Source organism: Nereida sp., from assembly GCF_965655635.1.
Lineage (GTDB): Bacteria > Pseudomonadota > Alphaproteobacteria > Rhodobacterales > Rhodobacteraceae > Nereida.
In genome coordinates, this window is the sequence record NZ_CBFHHE010000015.1 from 1 (window position 1) to 21,172 (window position 21,172).

At 52.5% G+C, this 21,172-nt stretch carries 18 protein-coding genes; 1 reads left to right on the plus strand and 17 read right to left on the minus strand.

The features are described from left to right. The first annotated feature begins 462 nt into the window (after positions 1-462). Positions 463-1,710 carry a polysaccharide biosynthesis/export family protein gene (locus ACTF5M_RS06535; protein WP_438960250.1) on the plus strand — a complete coding sequence of 416 codons (1,248 nt, stop codon included), beginning with the start codon at positions 463-465 and terminating at the stop codon, positions 1,708-1,710. Positions 1,711-1,794: 84 nt separating this feature from the next. Here ACTF5M_RS06535 and rplP read toward each other — a convergent pair whose 3' ends face one another. From rplP to rpoB, 17 genes are all read right to left on the minus strand, one after another. Further along, on the minus strand, positions 1,795-2,208 hold the full coding sequence (gene rplP, locus ACTF5M_RS06540) for a 50S ribosomal protein L16 (protein WP_048599680.1): 414 nt from the start codon (positions 2,206-2,208) through the stop codon (positions 1,795-1,797). Between the two features lie 15 nt (positions 2,209-2,223). Beyond that, on the minus strand, positions 2,224-2,931 hold the full coding sequence (gene rpsC, locus ACTF5M_RS06545; protein WP_341247541.1) for a 30S ribosomal protein S3: 708 nt from the start codon (positions 2,929-2,931) through the stop codon (positions 2,224-2,226). After that, positions 2,931-3,311 (minus strand): 50S ribosomal protein L22, encoded by a 381-nt coding sequence (gene rplV, locus ACTF5M_RS06550; RefSeq protein WP_048599682.1) that lies wholly within the window; start codon positions 3,309-3,311, stop codon positions 2,931-2,933. The genes rpsC and rplV overlap by 1 nt, the downstream gene beginning before the upstream one ends. A 3-nt stretch (positions 3,312-3,314) precedes the next feature. Further along, on the minus strand, positions 3,315-3,593 hold the full coding sequence (gene rpsS / locus ACTF5M_RS06555) for a 30S ribosomal protein S19 (RefSeq protein ID WP_048599683.1): 279 nt from the start codon (positions 3,591-3,593) through the stop codon (positions 3,315-3,317). Positions 3,594-3,596: 3 nt separating this feature from the next. Further along, positions 3,597-4,439: a 50S ribosomal protein L2 gene (rplB, locus tag ACTF5M_RS06560; protein ID WP_438960251.1), complete on the minus strand. Its 843-nt coding sequence runs from the start codon at positions 4,437-4,439 to the stop codon at positions 3,597-3,599. Positions 4,440-4,685: 246 nt separating this feature from the next. Beyond that, positions 4,686-4,862, minus strand: a complete 177-nt coding sequence (locus ACTF5M_RS06565) for a hypothetical protein (RefSeq protein ID WP_438960252.1) — start codon at positions 4,860-4,862, stop codon at positions 4,686-4,688. 100 nt (positions 4,863-4,962) lie between these two features. Next, positions 4,963-5,259 (minus strand): 50S ribosomal protein L23, encoded by a 297-nt coding sequence (locus ACTF5M_RS06570; RefSeq protein ID WP_048599686.1) that lies wholly within the window; start codon positions 5,257-5,259, stop codon positions 4,963-4,965. Beyond that, on the minus strand, positions 5,256-5,873 hold the full coding sequence (gene rplD, locus ACTF5M_RS06575) for a 50S ribosomal protein L4 (protein WP_048599687.1): 618 nt from the start codon (positions 5,871-5,873) through the stop codon (positions 5,256-5,258). Before rplD ends, ACTF5M_RS06570 begins: the two co-directional genes overlap by 4 nt. Continuing rightward, positions 5,870-6,601 carry a 50S ribosomal protein L3 gene (rplC, locus tag ACTF5M_RS06580; protein WP_341247540.1) on the minus strand — a complete coding sequence of 244 codons (732 nt, stop codon included), beginning with the start codon at positions 6,599-6,601 and terminating at the stop codon, positions 5,870-5,872. Before rplC ends, rplD begins: the two co-directional genes overlap by 4 nt. Before the next feature lie 17 nt (positions 6,602-6,618). Further along, entirely contained in the window at positions 6,619-6,933 is a 315-nt protein-coding gene (rpsJ, locus tag ACTF5M_RS06585; protein WP_008756422.1) for a 30S ribosomal protein S10, read from the minus strand. A gap of 147 nt (positions 6,934-7,080) precedes the next feature. Then, the gene (gene tuf, locus ACTF5M_RS06590) at positions 7,081-8,256 is read right to left on the minus strand and encodes an elongation factor Tu (protein WP_438960253.1); all 1,176 of its coding nucleotides are present in this window, start codon (positions 8,254-8,256) and stop codon (positions 7,081-7,083) included. Between the two features lie 64 nt (positions 8,257-8,320). After that, positions 8,321-10,438 (minus strand): elongation factor G, encoded by a 2,118-nt coding sequence (fusA, locus tag ACTF5M_RS06595; protein WP_438960254.1) that lies wholly within the window; start codon positions 10,436-10,438, stop codon positions 8,321-8,323. Between the two features lie 30 nt (positions 10,439-10,468). Beyond that, positions 10,469-10,939: a 30S ribosomal protein S7 gene (rpsG, locus tag ACTF5M_RS06600; protein WP_048599882.1), complete on the minus strand. Its 471-nt coding sequence runs from the start codon at positions 10,937-10,939 to the stop codon at positions 10,469-10,471. 12 nt (positions 10,940-10,951) lie between these two features. Next, the gene (gene rpsL / locus ACTF5M_RS06605; RefSeq protein ID WP_048599881.1) at positions 10,952-11,323 is read right to left on the minus strand and encodes a 30S ribosomal protein S12; all 372 of its coding nucleotides are present in this window, start codon (positions 11,321-11,323) and stop codon (positions 10,952-10,954) included. Between the two features lie 284 nt (positions 11,324-11,607). Continuing rightward, positions 11,608-12,501 carry a DMT family transporter gene (locus ACTF5M_RS06610; protein WP_438960255.1) on the minus strand — a complete coding sequence of 298 codons (894 nt, stop codon included), beginning with the start codon at positions 12,499-12,501 and terminating at the stop codon, positions 11,608-11,610. 109 nt (positions 12,502-12,610) lie between these two features. Further along, positions 12,611-16,873, minus strand: coding sequence for a DNA-directed RNA polymerase subunit beta' (gene rpoC, locus ACTF5M_RS06615; RefSeq protein WP_438960256.1), 4,263 nt, complete (start codon positions 16,871-16,873; stop codon positions 12,611-12,613). Positions 16,874-16,925: 52 nt separating this feature from the next. Beyond that, entirely contained in the window at positions 16,926-21,062 is a 4,137-nt protein-coding gene (gene rpoB / locus ACTF5M_RS06620; protein ID WP_438960257.1) for a DNA-directed RNA polymerase subunit beta, read from the minus strand. Positions 21,063-21,172: the final 110 nt, after the last annotated feature.

The following is a 21,172-nucleotide window of genomic DNA, read 5'->3' on the forward strand; positions in this document are numbered from 1 at the left end:
CAGAACTAAGTCAGCTTCGCAGCGTTTCCCTAGCCCCTCTGGCGACCCGCGCTGCATCTCTGCGCCGCCGGTGAAGTGGGGTTTAGGTCTAACAAACAAAACACGCAACCCCCTTTTTGAATTTCATGTGAAATTTTTGCAACAAACGTAATTACCTCAATAAAACGCACTTTTTCCACCTTTGGAGCAGGTACCAGCAGCAGTTGAAACCGAACTAAAGGATCAGCTGTTCATGAAAAGTGCAGAATCTAAGCCAACACTGAGCTGAATACCGAGTGAATCAGAGTGAACCGCCCCCGAATGCACCATGCACGAGTCGAAATTAATCCGAATTTTTCCCAAATTGAGGGGAATCGCCGCTCCAGAAACTTGTTTCACCGCATAGCGCACAGGATCGCGTTAATTACGTCGCTCGCGATTCTTAACAACTGTGTCGCCCTCTACATCAGCCCAACTGTCCCATTGAACGATCCAAACGTACAGATCATCGAAGTGACACAGGCCGCTGTAAAAGTTGCGAACGGCTCTGCCTACTCACCGCGCTCGCTACCAAAGCCGAGCTCTGCAGATATAACCGTAATAGATCTGCAGTCCACTCAGCCAGTAGTGCCAAGCGTTGCCTCGCGACAACAAACCATCAGCGCCTCGCCAGTAATGCGACTACCTCCACAGACCAAAACAAAGCGGTACCGAATTGGAGTAGGTGATGTTGTCTCCCTTACAGGGCGGAGCAAACCCATAGCGATCTCGGGAGCGGAAGATCAGCGGCGATCAAACAGCTACACAGTCCAAGACGACGGCGCCATCGCGCTTCCTGACGTTGGAACCATCAAGGTAGCCGGCCTCACAATTCAAGATGCCCATTCAGCGGTATTCCAAATAATGGCCGCGAACCAAATCACAGATGCCTTTGCCCTTGATATAAGTGAATTCAATTCACAACAGATTATCATCGGCTGTGCGGTCAAAACACCGACTCGGCTCCCCGTCACTTTTGCACCAAACACATTGAGCGATGCGATGGCTGCGGCAGGAGGGATTGTTACCGAAGACGAGCGGTCCACTTCAATTAAGATATACAGATTGGGGGAGCTCTATCAGCTACCGCTTACAGATTATTTACAAACGTCCGACTTGCAGCGCCTACCCTTAATGTCTGGTGACTCCGTCTATGTACACGTTGGTTATGATTTAGCTGCTGCGCAGGCCTATTTTTCGGAACAGATTGCGCGAACAGAGTTATCCATAGCCCTAGAAAGTCAACGGGCCGACCAAATCACAGCGCAGCTAAGCGTCCTTGATCTACAACAACGCACTGAACAAACTGCTATTCAAATTCGCATAGCAACGGATAGTTTGCAGCGTGACTACGTTTACTTCACTGGCGAAGCGAATAAGCAAACTCGGTTCCCACTACCGTTTGAGCACCATGCAAGTCTTGCTGATGCCCTTTTTGATAGCGGCGGCCTTCCAACAACCACGGCAAACGTTAGCCAGATCTACATCCTACGGAAACACAGTACCGGTAGCGCAATTGCAGCATACAAGTTTGATTTTTCGAATGCCGCAAATCTGGTGCTAGCGACCGAATTTCAGTTACGCCCAAACGACGTTATCTTTGCGGCTGAACAACCCATTACAAAGTGGCATCGCGTTATCCAACAGATCACGCCCAGCCTAATCACTACCGGCGTCACCGCCACAAACTAATTACGTCACGCTCAGCGCCTCAAAATGAAAAAGCCCCCGCACGTTTCCATGCGGGGGCTTTTCTATTCTAAGTAAACACGCTGCTTACCAGTCCTCACGGACCACTACGCGTGTTTTGATCGGCAGTTTCATCGCTGCGAGACGAAGCGCCTCACGGGCAATTGGCTCGGGTACGCCGTCAATTTCAAACATGATGCGGCCAGGTTTTACCTTAGCTGCCCAGAAATCTACGGAACCTTTACCTTTACCCATCCGAACTTCGACAGGCTTAGAGGTAACAGGCAGATCCGGGAAAATACGGATCCATACGCGACCCTGACGTTTCATCTGACGCGTCATCGCACGGCGAGCCGCTTCGATTTGACGTGCAGTGATACGCTCGGGCTGCAGTGCTTTCAGGCCGTATGTACCAAAGTTAAGATCCGAACCGCCTTTGGCGTCGCCGCGGATCCGGCCTTTGTGCATTTTACGGAACTTAGTGCGTTTTGGTTGAAGCATCTTTCAATCTCCCCCTTAGCGACGACCGCCTGCACCGCGAGGTGCTGGGCCGTCTTGGAGTTCTTGTGCTTTACGGTCACGCGCAGCTGGATCATGTTCCATGATCTCGCCTTTAAAGATCCAGACTTTAACGCCAATGATCCCATAGGCAGTCATGCCCTCTGCGTGTGCGTAATCGATGTCAGCGCGAAGTGTGTGCAGCGGCACACGGCCTTCACGGTACCATTCAGTACGCGCAATCTCTGCGCCGCCCAAACGACCAGCAACGTTTACACGAATGCCCAACGCGCCCATGCGCATTGCGTTCTGTACCGAGCGCTTCATAGCACGACGGAAAGAAACACGACGCTCAAGTTGCTGAGCGATGGATTCAGCAACAAGGGCTGCGTCCAACTCAGGCTTGCGCACTTCAACGACATTCAGGTGAAGCTCAGACGCAGTCATTGAAGCCAGCTTCTTACGAAGTGTCTCAATGTCGGCACCCTTTTTACCGATGATAACACCAGGGCGCGCTGTGTGGATCGTAACGCGGCACTTTTTGTGCGGACGCTCAATGATCACGCGGCTAACGCCAGCTTGCTTGCACTCTTCTTTGATAAATGCGCGCAGTTTCAGATCCTCAAGCAGCAAGTCACCGTAGTCTTTGGTGTCTGCATACCAGCGGCTGTCCCATGTGCGGTTTACCTGAAGGCGCATACCGATTGGATTGACTTTATTACCCATTACGATTGCTCCTCAACTTGGCGAACCTTGATGGTCAGTTCCGAGAACGGCTTTACGATCTTACCGAAACGGCCACGTGCACGAGGACGACCGCGCTTGAGTGTCAGGTTCTTACCAACGTAAGCCTCTGCAACTACCAGCTCGTCGACATCGAGGTTGTGGTTATTTTCTGCGTTAGCAATCGCAGACTGAAGGCATTTCTTCACGTCTTCAGCAATGCGGCGCTTTGAGAACGACAGGTCGGTCAACGCTTTGTCAACTTTCTTGCCGCGGATCATTGTCGCAACCAGGTTTAGTTTCTGCGGGCTTGTACGAAGCATGCGCAATTTCGCCATTGCTTCGTTTTCGGCCACGCGGCGGGGGTTTTTATCCTTGCCCATGACTTACTTCCGCTTCGCTTTTTTGTCAGCCGCGTGTCCGTAGTATGTACGGGTTGGTGAGAACTCACCAAACTTCTGGCCAATCATTTCTTCAGACACATTCACTGGAATGTGCTTTTTGCCGTTGTAGACGCCGAACGTCAGGCCAACAAACTGTGGAAGAATCGTAGAACGACGCGACCAAATTTTGATGACTTCATTGCGACCGCTTTCACGGGATGCTTCTGCCTTTTTGAGGACGTACGAGTCGACAAAAGGACCTTTCCAAACAGAGCGAGTCATAGATTAACGCCCTTTCTTCTTGGCGTGCCGCGAGCGGATGATCAGCTTGCTGGACGCTTTGTTCTTGTTCCGGGTGCGGGCACCTTTTGTTGGCTTACCCCATGGCGTCACTGGGTGACGACCACCAGAAGTCCGGCCTTCACCACCACCGTGAGGGTGATCGACTGGGTTCATAACAACACCACGCACAGATGGGCGGATGCCCTTGTGACGGTTGCGACCCGCTTTACCGAAGTTTTGGTTAGAGTTGTCTGGGTTAGACACAGCACCAACAGTCGCCATGCACTCCTGACGAACCAAACGAAGTTCACCAGAGCTGAGGCGGATTTGTGCGTAACCACCATCACGACCAACGAATTGAGCATACGTACCGGCAGCACGTGCGATTTGACCGCCCTTGCCTGGCTTCAACTCGATGTTGTGAATGATTGTACCGATTGGCATACCAGAGAACGGCATCGCGTTGCCTGGCTTGATGTCTGCTTTAGCGGACGCGATGATTTTGTCACCGATGGCCAAACGCTGTGGTGCAAGTACATATGCTTGCTCGCCATCATCATATTTGATGAGTGCGATGAACGCTGTCCGGTTGGGGTCATATTCGATCCGCTCAACGGTGGCAGCGATGTCCAGTTTGTTACGTTTGAAATCAACGATACGGTAGAGGCGTTTTGCACCACCACCTTTACGACGCATTGTGATTCGTCCGGTATTGTTCCGGCCGCCCTTCTTTGTCAGACCCTCAACGAGTGCCTTAACTGGGCGTCCTTTCCAAAGCTCCGAACGGTCAATCAGAACCAACCCACGTTGGCCAGGCGTCGTCGGTTTGTACGACTTAAGTGCCATGCTTTCTGTCTTCCATTTGCTTTGCGGCTCATTCGGCTTTCGCCATCAGAACCGGAAGTTATAGGCCCCCGAAGGTGCCCGTAGAATGCGTTGCGCAGCAAGCTGCACAAAACAACAACAAAGCCCCAGACGAATCTGGGGCTGAGCCGATGGTGCTTACTAGGGGGCTGACCCATTCGGGTCAAGGGTCAAGCACATTTTACCTAAGTATAATAAGCCAGCCGCTACCGAGCGAGACCACAGAAGCTACTTCTTATCGCGTGCAGCTTTTTCTTCTTTGGTCAGCTTATTGTTCCACTGATTGTTACTCAGGCCCAATTCAGCGGGTGCTGGCTTCGTTTTGCCCTTGGTGACAGTACCACCCTTGTTGAGGAATTCCTGAATAAGCGCGTCGTCGGTGGTTTGTTTGGATACATGTTTCATACCCGAAACATTGCCGCAAATCGATCAGCGCTACAAGCAAACTAACAAAAAGCCCCGCTCGCCAAATGACGCCGGGGCTTTTCCAATAATGTTGGTCCAATTACAGACCTGTGTTCACGTCGATCGTGTTGCCGTCTTCGAGCATGACATATGCCTTCTTGACGTCTTTACGTTTACCAAGCTGGCCGCGGAAACGCTTAGCCTTACCTTTGGTGATCGTTGTGTTAACCGCTTTAACCTTCACACCAAAGAGCGTCTCAACTGCCTCTTTGATCTGTGGTTTGTTTGCGTCGATCGCTACTTCGAAAACCACCGCGCCATTTTCAGACGCCATAGTTGCTTTCTCAGTGATGATCGGCTTGCGGATCACATCGTAGTGTTCAGCTTTCGCACTCATTTCAAACGAGCCTCCAGAGCTTCGACACCTGCTTTGGTGATCACAAGAGTGTCACGCTTGAGGATGTCATACACGTTTGCGCCCATTGTCGGCAGGATATCCAAACCTTCGATGTTGCGCGCGGCTTTCAAAAACCCTTCGTTCACAGAAGCACCGTCGATGACCAAAGCACGCTTCCAGCCGAGGTTTTTTACTTGCTTAGCCAACGCTGCAGTCTTGCCTTCTGCTTCAGCGTTCTCGATCACAACCAACTCACCCGCTGCTGCTTTTGCAGACAGCGCATGCTTAAGGCCAAGCTTGCGGAATTTCTTCGGCAGCTCATGACCGTGTGAACGTGGTGTTGGGCCTTTGTAGATACCACCCTTACGGAAGATCGGCGCGTTACGGTCACCGTGACGTGCGCCACCAGTGCCTTTTTGGCGATAGATCTTCTTTGTTGAGTAGCTGGTTTCAGACCGTGTCTTCACCTTGTGAGTGCCGGCCTGCGCATTGTTACGCTGCCAACGAACCACACGGTGCAGAATGTCTGCGCGAGGCTCAAGTGCGAACAGCTCGTCTGAAAGCTCAACAGAGCCAGCAGTCTTGCCGTCAAGTTTAATCACATCAAGTTTCATTCTTCACCTCCAGTCGCAGGTGCTTCGGCCGGAGCTTCAGCTGCAGCTGCGTCGGATTTCAGGCCTGCTGGCATCGGTGCGTTGTCTGGGAATGGCTTCTTAACCGCATCCTTAACAGTCACCCAACCACCTTTGGAGCCGGGAACGGCACCTTTCACCATGATCAAGCCACGGGCGGCGTCGGTCTTAACAACCTGCAGGTTTTGCGTAGTAACACGAGCAGCACCCATGTGACCCGCCATTTTCTTACCTTTGAAAACGCGGCCAGGATCCTGACACTGGCCTGTAGAGCCGTGTGAACGGTGTGAGATAGACACACCGTGTGTCGCGCGAAGACCGCCAAAGTTCCAGCGCTTCATCGCACCTTGGAAACCTTTACCGATCGATGTTCCAGCAACGTCAACATACTGACCTTCGAGGTAGTGATCAGCAGAAATTTCTGCGCCTACTTCGATCAACGCGTCAGCGTTAACGCGGAACTCAGCAACTTTGCGCTTTGGCTCAACTTTTGCCGCAGCAAAGTGGCCACGCATCGCTGCAGATGTACGCTTTGCTTTCGCAGAACCGGCACCAAGCTGAACGGCAGTATAGCCGTCTTTTTCTTCGGTACGCTGAGCAACAACCTGAAGGTTGTCTAGCTGAAGAACAGTGACAGGAATCTGCTTACCATCTTCCATGAACAAACGGGTCATGCCCATTTTCTTTGCAATAACTCCGGAACGGATCATTGTTTCAAATCCTCCGATTAAGATTGCAGTTTGATCTCGACGTCCACACCAGCTGCTAGATCGAGCTTCATAAGCGCGTCAACAGTTTGGGGAGTCGGATCAACGATATCCAGCAAACGCTTGTGCGTGCGGATTTCAAATTGGTCGCGAGACTTCTTATCTACGTGTGGGCCACGCAGAACAGTGAACTTCTCAATTTTGTTTGGAAGCGGAATGGGGCCACGAACGTTGGCACCAGTACGCTTGGCTGTGTTGACGATTTCCTGTGTGCTGGCGTCCAGTACACGGTAGTCAAACGCTTTCAGCCGAATGCGAATATTTTGGCTTTGCATTTTCATTGCCTTTAATTGGCGTGAGGCGTTGAGAGGTGGATGGCTGGCTCGTCCAGTACCCACATCAAACCCGTAGACGGGCCTAGAGGGCCCGCCTTAAATCTTGTCACGCAGTGACGCAAGCGTCATTGCGTATAATCACCAAGCTTACGCGATGATTTTAGCTACGACGCCAGCACCTACTGTGCGGCCGCCTTCGCGGATCGCAAAGCGAAGACCGTCTTCCATCGCGATCGGTGCGATCAGCTCAACTTCGAACTTCAAGTTGTCGCCCGGCATAACCATCTCGGTACCCGCTGGAAGCTCAACTGTGCCTGTCACGTCAGTTGTACGGAAGTAGAACTGTGGACGGTAGTTCGCAAAGAATGGCGTGTGACGGCCACCTTCTTCTTTGGTCAGAATATAAGCTTCTGCCTCGAACTTCGTGTGAGGAGATACGGAACCTGGCTTACAAAGAACCTGGCCACGCTCAACACCTTCACGGTCAACACCGCGAAGGAGCGCGCCGATGTTGTCGCCTGCTTCACCGCGATCAAGCAGCTTGCGGAACATTTCAACACCTGTGCAGGTTGTCTTCGTGGTATCACGGATACCAACGATCTCGATCTCTTCACCAACGTTGATAACGCCACGCTCAACACGGCCGGTTACAACTGTACCACGGCCAGAGATTGAGAACACGTCTTCGATCGGCATCAGGAACGGCTGGTCAACAGCGCGTGCTGGTGTCGGGATGTAGCTGTCAACAGCTTCCATCAGCTTGTTGATAGACTCTTTACCGATGTTATCATCGCGGTCTTCCAGAGCTGCCAGAGCAGAACCGGCTACAACTGGGATGTCGTCGCCTGGGTACTCGTAAGATGACAGAAGCTCACGGATTTCCATTTCAACCAACTCGAGCAACTCTTCGTCGTCAACTTGGTCAACTTTGTTCATGTAAACAACCATGTAAGGGATACCAACTTGGCGACCCAAAAGGATGTGCTCACGTGTTTGTGGCATAGGACCATCGGCTGCGTTCACAACCAAGATCGCGCCGTCCATCTGAGCAGCGCCAGTGATCATGTTTTTCACATAGTCAGCGTGGCCTGGGCAGTCCACGTGTGCGTAGTGGCGTGTCTCTGTTTCATACTCAACGTGAGCAGTAGAGATCGTGATACCACGTGCTTTTTCTTCCGGCGCGCCGTCAATCTCGTCGTATGCTTTGAAGTCACCAAATTGCTTGGTGATCGCCGCAGTCAACGTCGTCTTACCGTGGTCAACGTGACCAATCGTGCCGATGTTTACGTGCGGTTTAGAGCGTTCAAACTTTTCCTTAGCCATGAGAGGCCTCCTTCATTTTCCAGTAAGACGGTGGCCCTCATGGGCCACCGTAAAAGGTGTCAGATCAAGCGTATTTAGCTTGGATTTCTTCAGAGATGTTGCTTGGTACAGCTTCATAGTGATCGAACTGCATCGAGAACTGCGCGCGGCCCGAAGACATAGAGCGCAATGTGTTGATGTAGCCGAACATGTTCGCTAGCGGCACCATCGCATCGATGGCAATCGCATTACCGCGAGTATCTTGACCCTGAACTTGACCACGACGTGATGTCAGGTCGCCGATGATGCCACCGGTGTATTCTTCAGGAGTGATGACTTCCACTTTCATGATTGGCTCGAGCAGTTTCGCGCCCGCCATTTTCATGCCTTCACGCATACACATACGTGCAGCGATCTCAAACGCGAGGACTGAGGAGTCAACGTCGTGGAATTTACCGTCGATCAAAGCAACTTTAAAGTCGATGACGGGGAAGCCAGCCAACGGGCCGCTGTCCATTACCGATTTGATGCCTTTTTCAACACCTGGGATGTATTCCTTTGGAACCGAGCCACCAACGATGCGGCTCTCGAAGGAATAGCCTTCGCCTGGCTCTGTCGGTGTAATGATGAGTTTAACCTCACCAAACTGACCTGAACCACCAGATTGCTTTTTGTGAGTATAAGAATGCTCAACTTCGCGGTCGATAGTCTCACGGTAGGCCACTTGCGGCGCACCAATGTTCGCTTCAACTTTGAACTCACGCTTCAGACGATCAACGAGAATGTCGAGGTGAAGCTCGCCCATACCCTTCATGATTGTCTGACCTGACTCCATGTCAGTCTCTACGCGGAAAGATGGATCTTCCGCTGCAAGACGTGCGAGGCCTGTCGACATTTTCTCTTGGTCGCCTTTGGTCTTAGGCTCAACCGCGATCTCGATAACTGGATCTGGGAATGTCATTGTTTCGAGAACGACAGCGTCGTTCTTGTCACAAAGTGTGTCACCAGTTGTCGTGTTTTTCAGACCACCGAGCGCGATGATGTCACCAGCAAATGCTTCTGTGATTTCGTCACGCTCGTTGGAGTGCATCATCATCATCCGGCCAACACGCTCGGTGTTACCTTTAGTTGAGTTCAGCATTGAATCGCCCTTACCGAGCGTACCTGAGTAGATACGAACGAATGTCAGGGAGCCAACAAACGGGTCGTTCATGATTTTGAACGCCAGGCCAGAGAAGGCCATGCTGTCATCGGCACGACGTGGGATGTCACGAACTTCTTCTTCGTCGCCTGGCTTAAAGCCCATGTAATCGACAACGTCGAGTGGCGAAGGAAGATAGTCAACAACAGCATTCAACAGAGGCTGAACGCCTTTGTTTTTGAACGCAGAGCCACCAAGAACGGGAACAAATGCCAAAGCCAATGTGCCCTTGCGGATCAACGCACGCAGTGTTGGAACGTCAGGCTCATTGCCTTCCAGGTATTCCATCATCGCTTCGTCGTCCATTTCGACAGCAGCTTCGATCATTTTGCCGCGCCATTCGTCAGCCATGTCTTTCAGGCTGTCGCGAACTGGTACTTTGATCCAAGAAGCGCCAAGGTCTTCACCCTGCCACAACCACTCTTCCATGGTCACGAGGTCGATCAAGCCTTCCAGCTCAGTCTCGGCACCAATCGGAATACCAACTGGCACAGCGCGTGCACCAGTACGGTCTTCAATCATGTTTACGCAGTTAAAGAAGTCCGCGCCGATTTTGTCCATTTTGTTAACAAAAACAATGCGTGGGACTTTATAACGGTCAGCCTGACGCCAAACAGTTTCAGTTTGTGGCTCAACGCCGGCGTTGGCGTCAAGAACACAAACAGCACCATCGAGAACCGCGAGCGAACGCTCAACTTCAATCGTGAAGTCAACGTGGCCTGGTGTGTCGATGATGTTCATACGGTGCTTAGGCGAGTCTGGTGTTGAGCCGTCTTCGGTGCGTTCCCAGAATGTTGTAGTCGCAGCGGACGTGATGGTGATACCACGCTCTTGCTCCTGCTCCATCCAGTCCATCGTTGCTGCGCCGTCGTGGACTTCGCCGATGTTGTGGGACTTGCCTGTGTAGAAGAGAATACGCTCGGAGCAGGTAGTTTTACCTGCATCGATGTGCGCCATGATACCGAAGTTACGGTACAACTCTAGGGGATATTCGCGTGCCATTGGAATGGGTCCTTGGACGAAAAGTGAAAATTACCAGCGGTAGTGCGAGAACGCTTTGTTGGCATCTGCCATCTTGTGCGTGTCTTCGCGCTTCTTAACAGCTGAGCCGCGTGACTGAACAGCGTCCAGAAGTTCACCAGCAAGGCGCTCTTCCATTGTGTTCTCGTTGCGCGAACGGGATGCGTTGATCAACCAACGGATAGCCAATGCTTCGCGACGCTCAGGGCGCACTTCAACTGGCACTTGGTATGTAGCACCACCAACACGACGTGAGCGAACCTCAACGGCGGGTTTGATGTTGTCGAGTGCCTCGTGGAACACTTCAACGGGGGCGCGTTTGATCTTGCCTTCAACGCGGTCGAGTGCGTTGTAGACGATGCGCTCAGCGGTGGATTTCTTACCATCGAGCATCATGTTGTTCATGAATTTTGTCAGAACCTTATCGCCATATTTGGCGTCCGGCAGAACTTCGCGTTTAACAGCGGCGTGACGACGTGACATCTGCGGCTCTCCTTATTTAGGGCGCTTGGCGCCGTATTTCGAACGACGTTGTTTACGGTCTTTGACGCCTTGGGTATCAAGAACGCCGCGCAGGATGTGGTAACGCACACCGGGAAGGTCTTTCACACGACCGCCACGGATCAGAACCACAGAGTGCTCCTGAAGGTTGTGGCTCTCACCCGGGATATAGGAAATAACCTCAAAACCGTTGGTCAAACGCACTTTAGCAACCTTACGCATCGCCGAGTTCGGCTTCTTAGGCGTGGTTGTGTAAACGCGTGTGCATACGCCACGTTTCTGGGGGCATTGCTCCAAGTGCTGAGACTTGGAGTATTTACGTTTAGGCTGACGCGGTTTGCGGATCAGCTGTTGGATAGTCGGCATTGAGGACTTTCCCCTTTGTTGCAACTTCTTCGTTTTGGGGGCCTAGGTCCCCGTTTCATTCGTGTCGTGCAAGCGCGTCCGCAAACACAAAATCCCGCATCGGGTAACCCTACCTGGGATCCGAGCGGTGGATTTTCAGAGGATCGGAACAGCAGTAGTTCGGATCGTGGCCACTAATTTCTTTGACAAAAGGGGCGTACCCCCTCTTGAGATGTCCGCGCTATACTGAGAGTCGCCCCCCCTGTCAACAGCACCTCACGAACGCATCGGATCAGCGAGACATCCTAAGCCGTGGCAACCATCTCGCGCTCGGCGATCTGCCGCTCGCGGTAGAAGGTAAATAGGCCCGATCCAGTAATGATGAGCGCCCCCAAAATGGTCAGAATACTCGGCCATTCACCGAAAAGGACAAAGCCCAAAACCAGCGCCCAAACCAAAGCCGTGTATCGGAACGGTGCCACAAACGAGATGTCCCCAACCCGCATGACCATCACGCTAAAGACATAGCCGCCGATGATAAACAGCGATGCACCCAACACCAACCAAATTGACCGCGATGTGAACGGCGCCCACTCGGTTGTGGTGCTAAACGCGGCAGCCCATAAAAATACGCCGATAGCTGATAACAACGTCACCGCTATTGTGTGCGTGCCAGACGACAGGCGCCGCGTCACCAGATCACGGACCGTCACGAAACCAACCGCAATCAGCGCGTAAATCGAAAATACATTGAACCCATCCGCACCGGGCCGCACGATAAGCAGCACACCAACAAACCCCACAACAATGGCAAACATGCGCCGCCAGCCCAGCATCTCACCCAGAAACAGCGCGCCTGCTAGGCTGACCGTGAGGGGAAGGGTTTGCAAAATGGCCGTCGCGTTGGCGAGCGGTAGATTGATCAAGGCCGTAAGAAAGAAGTACGCGGCACCAATTTCAGCACCAACACGTGCTGCAACCAATGGCCAATCGCCTTTAGCGATGCCTTTCCGGAAAGCGCCCATAACAGCAGCCATGATCCCAATTAGTATGACTGTGACAAACCCGCGGACAGTCAATGTCTGAAACAAAGGCCATTCAGTTGAGATCGCTTTCAAGCAAGCATCATTTAGCGTGAATGCCGCCATAGAGCACATCATGAGCGCGGCGCCGCGCGTGTTTTCTTGCAAAGTTGCCATGGCAAATCGAATACACGGCGCTCAAGAAAAGGGAAGCATTGTTGTACAGCTCAAACGAAAAAGGCCCCCGCACTGCGGAGGCCTATCTCAAAAATTAATGACGGTCGCTTTAGTCGCGGCTGTCGGCGTCACCAGTCATGATGGTGTCAAAATCATCACCACCCACAACGTCTTCGGCTGTCGGCGCAGCCAATGCAGCAGCCGCTTCGGCTTCTTCACGACGTGCTTCCAAAACAACGTTGTCACGATCCTGAGCAACACGCTGCATCTGCTGAGTTGCGCCACCAGTACCAGCTGGGATCAGACGACCCACGATGACGTTCTCTTTCAGACCGATCAGCTTATCGCGCTTACCTTGAACCGAAGCTTCAGTCAGCACGCGTGTCGTTTCTTGGAACGATGCGGCTGAGATAAAGCTGCGTGTTTGCAGCGATGCTTTCGTGATGCCGAGCAAGATAGGCTCGCCCTTCGCCAAACGACCGCCGCGCGCAGCGGCTTTCTCGTTCGCAAGGTCAAACTCTTGCTTGTCCACGTGTTCGCCCTTGAGCAGCGTTGTTTCACCGCTATCGAGGATTTCCCACTTCTGGAGCATCTGACGCACGATAACTTCGATGTGCTTGTCGTTGATCTTAACGCCCTGTAGTCGGTAAACTTCCTGCACTTGGTTGATCATGTAGTCAGCAAGCGCTTCGACGCCCATGACCGCAAGAATATCGTGCGGCGCAGGGTTGCCATCCATGATGTAATCACCCTTCTGGACGTAATCACCTTCCTGAACAGGAATGTGCTTACCTTTAGGCACCATGTATTCGACTTTCGCCTCATCAGCGGCTTCGGGCGTGTCGGCAGCAGGAACAATCGCGATGCGGCGCTTGTTTTTGTAGTCTTTACCGAAGCGCACGTAGCCATCGATTTCAGCAATGATCGCGTGGTCTTTAGGACGACGTGCTTCAAAGAGTTCCGCAACGCGTGGCAGACCACCAGTAATGTCTTTGGTTTTCGCGCCTTCACGAGGAATACGCGCAACAACATCACCTGGGTTTACCGTGTCACCATCTTCAACAGACAAAATCGCGTCTACTGACATCGGGTATGCAACAGGGTTGCCATCGTCCTTCAGAACAGGCTCGCCATTTGCATCTGCCACCAAGATTTTTGGTGCCAGCTCGTTGCCTTTTGGCGCCGAACGCCAATCAGTAACGATACGCTGTGTCATGCCGGTTGCGTCATCTGTGTCTTCACGAACTGCGATACCTGCAGTCAGATCAACGAACTTAATAACGCCGCCTTTTTCGGCAATCATTGGAAGTGTGAATGGGTCCCATTCAAACAACTTATCGCCTCGTGCAACATCAGCACCTTCTTTGACCAAAAGCTTCGAACCGTAGGACACTTTGTGTGACGCACGCTCTTTGCCGTCTGGACCGGTGATGGAAAGCTTCATGTTGCGGCCCATAACGATCTGCTCGCCTGCGGCGTTCTCGATCAACTGGCCATCTGCAAAGACAACTTTACCCTCTTGGCTAGCTTCTTGGAACGATTGTTGGCCACCGCCCTGCGCAACACCACCAATGTGGAATGTGCGCATGGTCAGCTGTGTACCTGGCTCACCAATAGACTGCGCCGCGATGATGCCGACGGCCTCACCTTGGTTCACAATTGTCCCGCGTGCGAGGTCACGGCCGTAACATGCCGCACAAACGCCTTCTTCACTTTCACAAGTGAGCGGGCTGCGGATGCGCATAGACGCTACGCCAGCTTCCTCAAGACGGTCAGATGCGCGCTCGTCGAGCAACTCACCTTTGGTTGCCAAAACATCGCCAGTCACGGGGTGCAGAACATCTTCCGCACACACACGACCCAGCACACGCTCTGCCAAGGTTGCAACAACCTCACCATCGTTAACCGCTGCTTCAGCCGTGATCGCCACTTCAGTACCACAGTCATGCTCGCGCACGATGCAGTCCTGAGCCACGTCCACAAGACGACGCGTCAGGTAACCTGAGTTCGCAGTTTTCAACGCCGTATCCGACAGACCCTTACGAGCACCGTGGGTAGAGTTGAAGTACTCAAGAACAGTCAGACCTTCTTTAAAGTTCGAGATAATTGGCGTCTCGATGATCTCACCGTTTGGTTTGTTCATCAGGCCGCGCATACCGCCGAGCTGTTTCATCTGAGTGACCGAGCCACGCGCCTTGGAGTCAGCCATCATGAAGACGCTGTTTGGCTCCATCTCTGCGCCGCTTTCATCGGTTTTGATCGAAGCAATCGTGCCCATCATGGCGTCAGTAACTTTGTCGTTACACTTTGACCAAGCATCGACAACTTTGTTGTACTTTTCACCCTGAGTGATCAGGCCGTCCATGTACTGTTGTTCGAATTCCGCCACTTGCTCACGAACGCCATCAACGATTTCCCATTTATTGTCTGGGATAACCATGTCGTCCTTACCGAACGAAATACCGGCGCGGAACGCTTCGCGGAAGCCCATGGTCATGATCTGGTCACAAAAGATAACAGACTCTTTTTGGCCACAGTAACGGTAAACAGTGTCGATGACCTGCTGAACTTCGCCTTTTTTCAAAAGACGGTTCACCAATTCAAACGGCGCTTTGTTGTTCATCGGCAGCAATGCACCAAGACGCACACGGCCTGGTGTTGTCTCAAAGCGTTGGATGACAGTATTACCCTCTTCATCAATCTGAGGAACGCGCGATTGGATCTTGGCGTGAAGATGGACTTCACCCGTATCAAGCGCGTGCTGCACCTCGTCGATTGATCCAAAGACCATACCTTCGCCCTTCATACCCGCACGCTGTAGCGACGTGTAGTAAAGGCCCAAGATCATATCCTGTGACGGAACAATGATCGGCGCGCCGTTCGAGGGCGACAGAACGTTATTGGTCGACATCATGAGCACACGTGCTTCAAGCTGTGCTTCAAGTGACAGCGGAACGTGAACCGCCATCTGGTCACCGTCAAAGTCAGCGTTGAACGCAGAACACACCAGCGGATGCAGCTGAATTGCTTTACCTTCGATGAGAACCGGCTCAAACGCCTGAATGCCCAAACGGTGAAGCGTAGGCGCACGGTTCAACATGACGGGATGCTCGCGGATCACTTCGTCGAGGATATCCCAAACTTCTGGACGCTCTTTTTCCACCAGCTTTTTAGCCTGCTTGACTGTCGAGGACAGACCCTTGGCTTCAAGGCGAGAGTAGATGAACGGCTTAAACAGCTCGAGTGCCATTTTCTTAGGCAAGCCACACTGATGCAACTTCAACTCAGGGCCTGTCACGATGACGGAGCGGCCAGAGAAGTCGACGCGCTTACCCAAAAGGTTTTGGCGGAAGCGACCTTGCTTACCTTTAAGCATGTCAGAAAGTGACTTGAGCGGGCGCTTGTTTGCACCGGTAATCACACGACCGCGGCGACCGTTATCAAAGAGCGCATCAACAGATTCCTGCAACATACGCTTTTCGTTACGTACGATGATGTCAGGCGCGCGAAGCTCAATAAGGCGCTTCAGACGGTTGTTACGGTTGATTACGCGACGATAAAGGTCATTCAAATCAGACGTCGCAAAACGACCACCATCAAGCGGCACGAGTGGGCGCAGCTCTGGCGGGATCACAGGCACAACAGTCAGGATCATCCACTCAGGACGGTTACCGGACTCGATGAAGCTTTCAACGATTTTGAGGCGCTTGATGATTTTCTTCGGCTTCAACTCACCGGTTGCTTCAGCAAGATCAGCACGCAGCTGCTCGGCTTCTGCTTCAAGATCGATGGCTTGCAACATCTCGCGGATCGCTTCCGCACCGATGTTTGCAGTAAACGCGTCCATACCGAAGTTATCTTGTGCGTCCATGTACTCTTCTTCGGTCATCAGCTGACCGTAAGTGAGGTCAGTCAAGCCAGGCTCGATGACGACATAGTTTTCAAAGTACAAAATGCGCTCAAGATCACGCAGTGTCATGTCCAGCATCAAGCCAATCCGGGATGGAAGTGACTTGAGGAACCAGATGTGTGCAACTGGTGACGCCAACTCGATGTGGCCCATACGCTCACGGCGGACTTTTTGAAGCGTAACTTCAACACCACATTTCTCGCAGACAACGCCACGATACTTCATGCGCTTATATTTGCCGCACAGACATTCGTAGTCTTTGATCGGGCCAAAGATACGCGCGCAGAACAGACCGTCACGCTCAGGCTTGAACGTGCGGTAGTTGATGGTTTCTGGCTTTTTGATTTCACCGAATGACCAAGACAAAATGCGCTCTGGCGATGCCAAAGATACTTTGATTTCGTCGAACACCTTTGTGGGTGTTAGTGGGTTAAACGGGTTATTTGTGAGTTCCTGGTTCATTTTCAGATCCTTAAATCAGGGGGGAGGAAGGGGTGAATGAGGGGCTAAGCCCTCATTCGCCATCCTCCGCATCCAGGAGTTCCATATTCAGGCCGAGGCCACGGACTTCTTTGACAAGAACGTTGAACGACTCGGGTACGCCCGCTTCGAAGTTGTCCTCGCCTTTGACAATGCTTTCGTAGACTTTCGTCCGCCCAGCAACATCGTCCGATTTGACCGTAAGCATCTCTTGCAGGGTGTATGCAGCGCCGTAAGCTTCCAGAGCCCAGACCTCCATCTCCCCGAAACGCTGACCACCGAATTGCGCTTTACCGCCCAATGGCTGCTGTGTGACCAGCGAGTATGGACCAGTTGAACGCGCGTGGATTTTGTCGTCCACGAGGTGGTGTAGTTTCAGCAGATACTTGATGCCGACTGTGACAGGACGGGCAAACTGCTCACCGGTACGACCGTCAAACAAGATTGACTGACCGCTCTGGCTGAAGCCAGCACGAACCAACGCGTCATTGACGTCAGCTTCTTTGGCACCGTCGAATACAGGCGTCGCAATTGGTACACCGCGTGTGACGTTGCCGGCTGCTTCAACAACAGACTGCTCGTCCATGCCCTTGATGCCTTCGTCGTAGACGTCATCACCATAAGCAATTTTCAGCGCATCACGGACAGGTGTCAGATCGCCAGAACGCTTGTACTCGCCAAGCGCTTCATCAATCTGAATACCAAGGCCGCGCGCAGCCCAACCCATGTGTGTTTCAAGGATCTGACCAACGTTCATACGTGACGGAACACCAAGCGGGTTCAGAACGAAGTCAACCGGAGTACCATCGGCGAGGAACGGCATGTCTTCCATAGGGACAACCTTGGAAATAACACCTTTGTTACCGTGACGACCCGCCATCTTATCACCGGGCTGCAGCTTACGCTTAACGGCGACAAAGACTTTAACCATCTTCATAACACCTGGGGGCAGATCGTCGCCGCGGCGAACTTTCTCTACCTTGTCCTCAAAGCGCGCATCGAGGGTCCGTTTCTGGATCTCGTACTGCTCGTTCAGGGCCTCAACGATTTTCGCATCGTCTTCGTCCTCAAGAGCAAGCTGCCACCACTGACCACGGCTAATGCTGTCGAGCAAATCTGCATCAATTTTAGAACCGGCCTTAACGCCTTTTGGTCCTTTGACAGCAATTTTGCCTTCGATCATGTCGCGTAGACGGGCGTAGATGTTGCGGTCGAGGATGACCAACTCGTCGTCACGGTCACGGGCCAAACGCTCAACTTCTTCACGCTCGATCTGAAGTGCACGCTCGTCTTTTTCAACGCCGTGGCGGTTGAAAACGCGGACTTCTACGATTGTACCGAAATCGCCTGGCGGCAGACGAAGTGATGTATCGCGTACGTCAGATGCTTTTTCACCAAAGATCGCTCGCAAAAGCTTCTCTTCGGGTGTCATTGGGCTTTCGCCTTTTGGCGTGATCTTACCAACTAGAATGTCAGCCGGACCAACTTCCGCACCGATGTATACGATACCCGCTTCGTCGAGGTTGCGAAGAGCTTCCTCACCGACGTTTGGAATATCGCGAGTGATTTCCTCTGGCCCAAGCTTGGTGTCACGTGCCGCTACTTCGAACTCTTCGATGTGAACGGAAGTAAACACGTCATCACGCGTGATGCGCTCGGAGATCAGGATGGAGTCCTCATAGTTGTAGCCGTTCCAAGGCATAAACGCGACAACCACGTTTTTACCAAGGGCCAGTTCACCCATGTCAGTTGACGGACCGTCGGCAATAACTTCACCTTTGGTCACCAAATCACCAACCTTCACCAACGGACGTTGGTTGATACAAGTGTTCTGGTTTGAGCGTTGGAATTTACGCATGCGGTAAATATCAACACCAGCGTCGCCAAGCTCGAGGTCTTCGGTTGCGCGGATAACGATACGTGTCGCATCGACTTGGTCGATGATACCCGCACGTTTCGCCATGATCGCCGCACCGGAATCGCGGGCCACAACTTCTTCGATACCAGTACCAACAAGTGGTGCTTCGGCTTGCAGAAGTGGAACCGCCTGACGTTGCATGTTCGATCCCATCAGGGCCCGGTTAGCATCGTCATTTTCAAGGAACGGGATAAGCGAGGCGGCGACAGAGACCAGCTGCTTTGGGGAAACGTCGATCAGGTTAACACTGTCGGACGGTGACAGTGTGTAATCACCGGACTTACGTGTCGAAACCAGATCGTTGACGAACTTCCCGCCTTCATCAAGGTTCGCGTTGGCCTGCGCAACAGTGTGGCGCATTTCTTCGGTCGCCGACATGTACTGAACTTCGTCAGTCACCTGACCGTCAACAACTTTGCGGTATGGTGTTTCGATGAAGCCGTATTTGTTAACGCGTGCAAAAGTTGCCAGCGAGTTGATCAGACCAATGTTTGGACCTTCAGGCGTTTCAATCGGACACATCCGACCGTAGTGCGTTGGGTGCACGTCGCGCACCTCAAAGCCCGCACGCTCGCGTGTCAGACCACCTGGTCCAAGCGCAGAGAGGCGGCGCTTGTGCGTCACTTCGGAAAGCGGGTTTGTTTGGTCCATAAACTGTGACAGCTGCGATGAGCCGAAGAATTCGCGAACTGCGGCGGCCGCAGGTTTCGCATTGATCAAATCTTGCGGCATCACTGTGTCGATTTCGACAGATGACATACGCTCTTTGATCGCACGCTCCATGCGGAGCAGACCAACGCGGTATTGGTTCTCCATCAACTCACCAACAGAACGCACACGGCGGTTGCCGAGGTGGTCAATGTCGTCGATGTCGCCACGACCATCGCGCAAATCAACCAGCGCTTTGATACATGAAACGATGTCTTCTTTGCGCAACGTGCGCTGTGTGTCTTCTGCATCAAGCGCAAGACGCATGTTCATCTTAACACGGCCAACTGCAGACAGGTCATAACGCTCGCTATCAAAGAAGAGCGTATCGAACAGAGCAGAAGCAGAATCCACGGTGGGTGGCTCACCCGGACGCATCACACGATAGATGTCCATGAGCGCAGTTTCGCGGTTCATGTTTTTGTCTGCCGCCATGGTGTTACGCATGTAAGGGCCGACGTTGACATTATCGATGTCGAGGACAGGAATTTCAGTGATACCAGCGTCCAGCAATTCTTTCACAGAACCGCCGATCGCATCGCCGTCTTTGTCGACTTCCCATGTCAGCTCGTCACCAGCTTCAACGTAAATCGCGCCGTTGTCTTCGTTGATGATGTCTTTAGCAACAAACTTGCCCATGATCTGATCAAAAGGAAGCAGCACCTCAGTGGCTTGGCCTTCGTCGATCAATTTCTTGACCGCGCGTGGTGTCACCTTCTTGCCCGCCTCAGCAATTACTTCGCCCGAAGCTGCATCGATTAGGTCATATGTTGGACGTGTGCCGCGAACGCGCTCTGGGAAGAACTTCGTGACCCAGCCTTTACCCGCTTCATAACGGTAAGACACTGTGTCGTAGTATGCGTCCATGATGTCTTCTTGGGTCAGACCCAAAGAATACAAAAGCGTCGTTACAGGCAGCTTGCGGCGGCGGTCGATGCGCGCAAAGACGATGTCTTTAGCGTCGAACTCAAAATCCAGCCAGCTACCACGGTAGGGGATGATGCGGCATGCAAACAGGAGTTTACCTGATGAGTGGGTCTTGCCCTTATCGTGGTCGAAGAATACGCCCGGTGAACGGTGCATCTGGCTCACGATAACGCGCTCGGTGCCGTTCACAACGAACGTACCGTTTGGCGTCATCAAAGGCATGTCGCCCATAAAGACATCTTGCTCTTTAATGTCTTTGACAGATTTCGCGCCTGTATCTTCGTCAATTTCAAACACGATTAAGCGCAGCGTCACTTTCAGTGGCGCGCTGTATGTCATGTCACGCTGCTGACACTCCTCAACGTCATACTTCGGCTTTTCCAGCTCGTAGTTGACAAACTCAAGGATCGCGGTTTCGCTAAAGTCTTTGATCGGGAAAACCGACTGGAAGACGCCTTTGATGCCTTCGCCGTCGAGCGGCTGAAGCTGGTCACCAGACTTCAAAAAGAGGTCATATGATGACTTCTGAACCTCAATAAGGTTCGGCATTTCTAGGACTTCGCGGATTTTACCGTAGTATTTGCGCAAGCGTTTCTGGCCGAGGAAGGATTGAGCCATGTGCGTTGTCACCTTTCATGTGTTCTCACTGGATCGCTACACCGTCGGGCATCGGTGCGCGGCCCTTTTGAGACAGGAAAACCAAGCCAATACCTGCGTATCGTCCCACC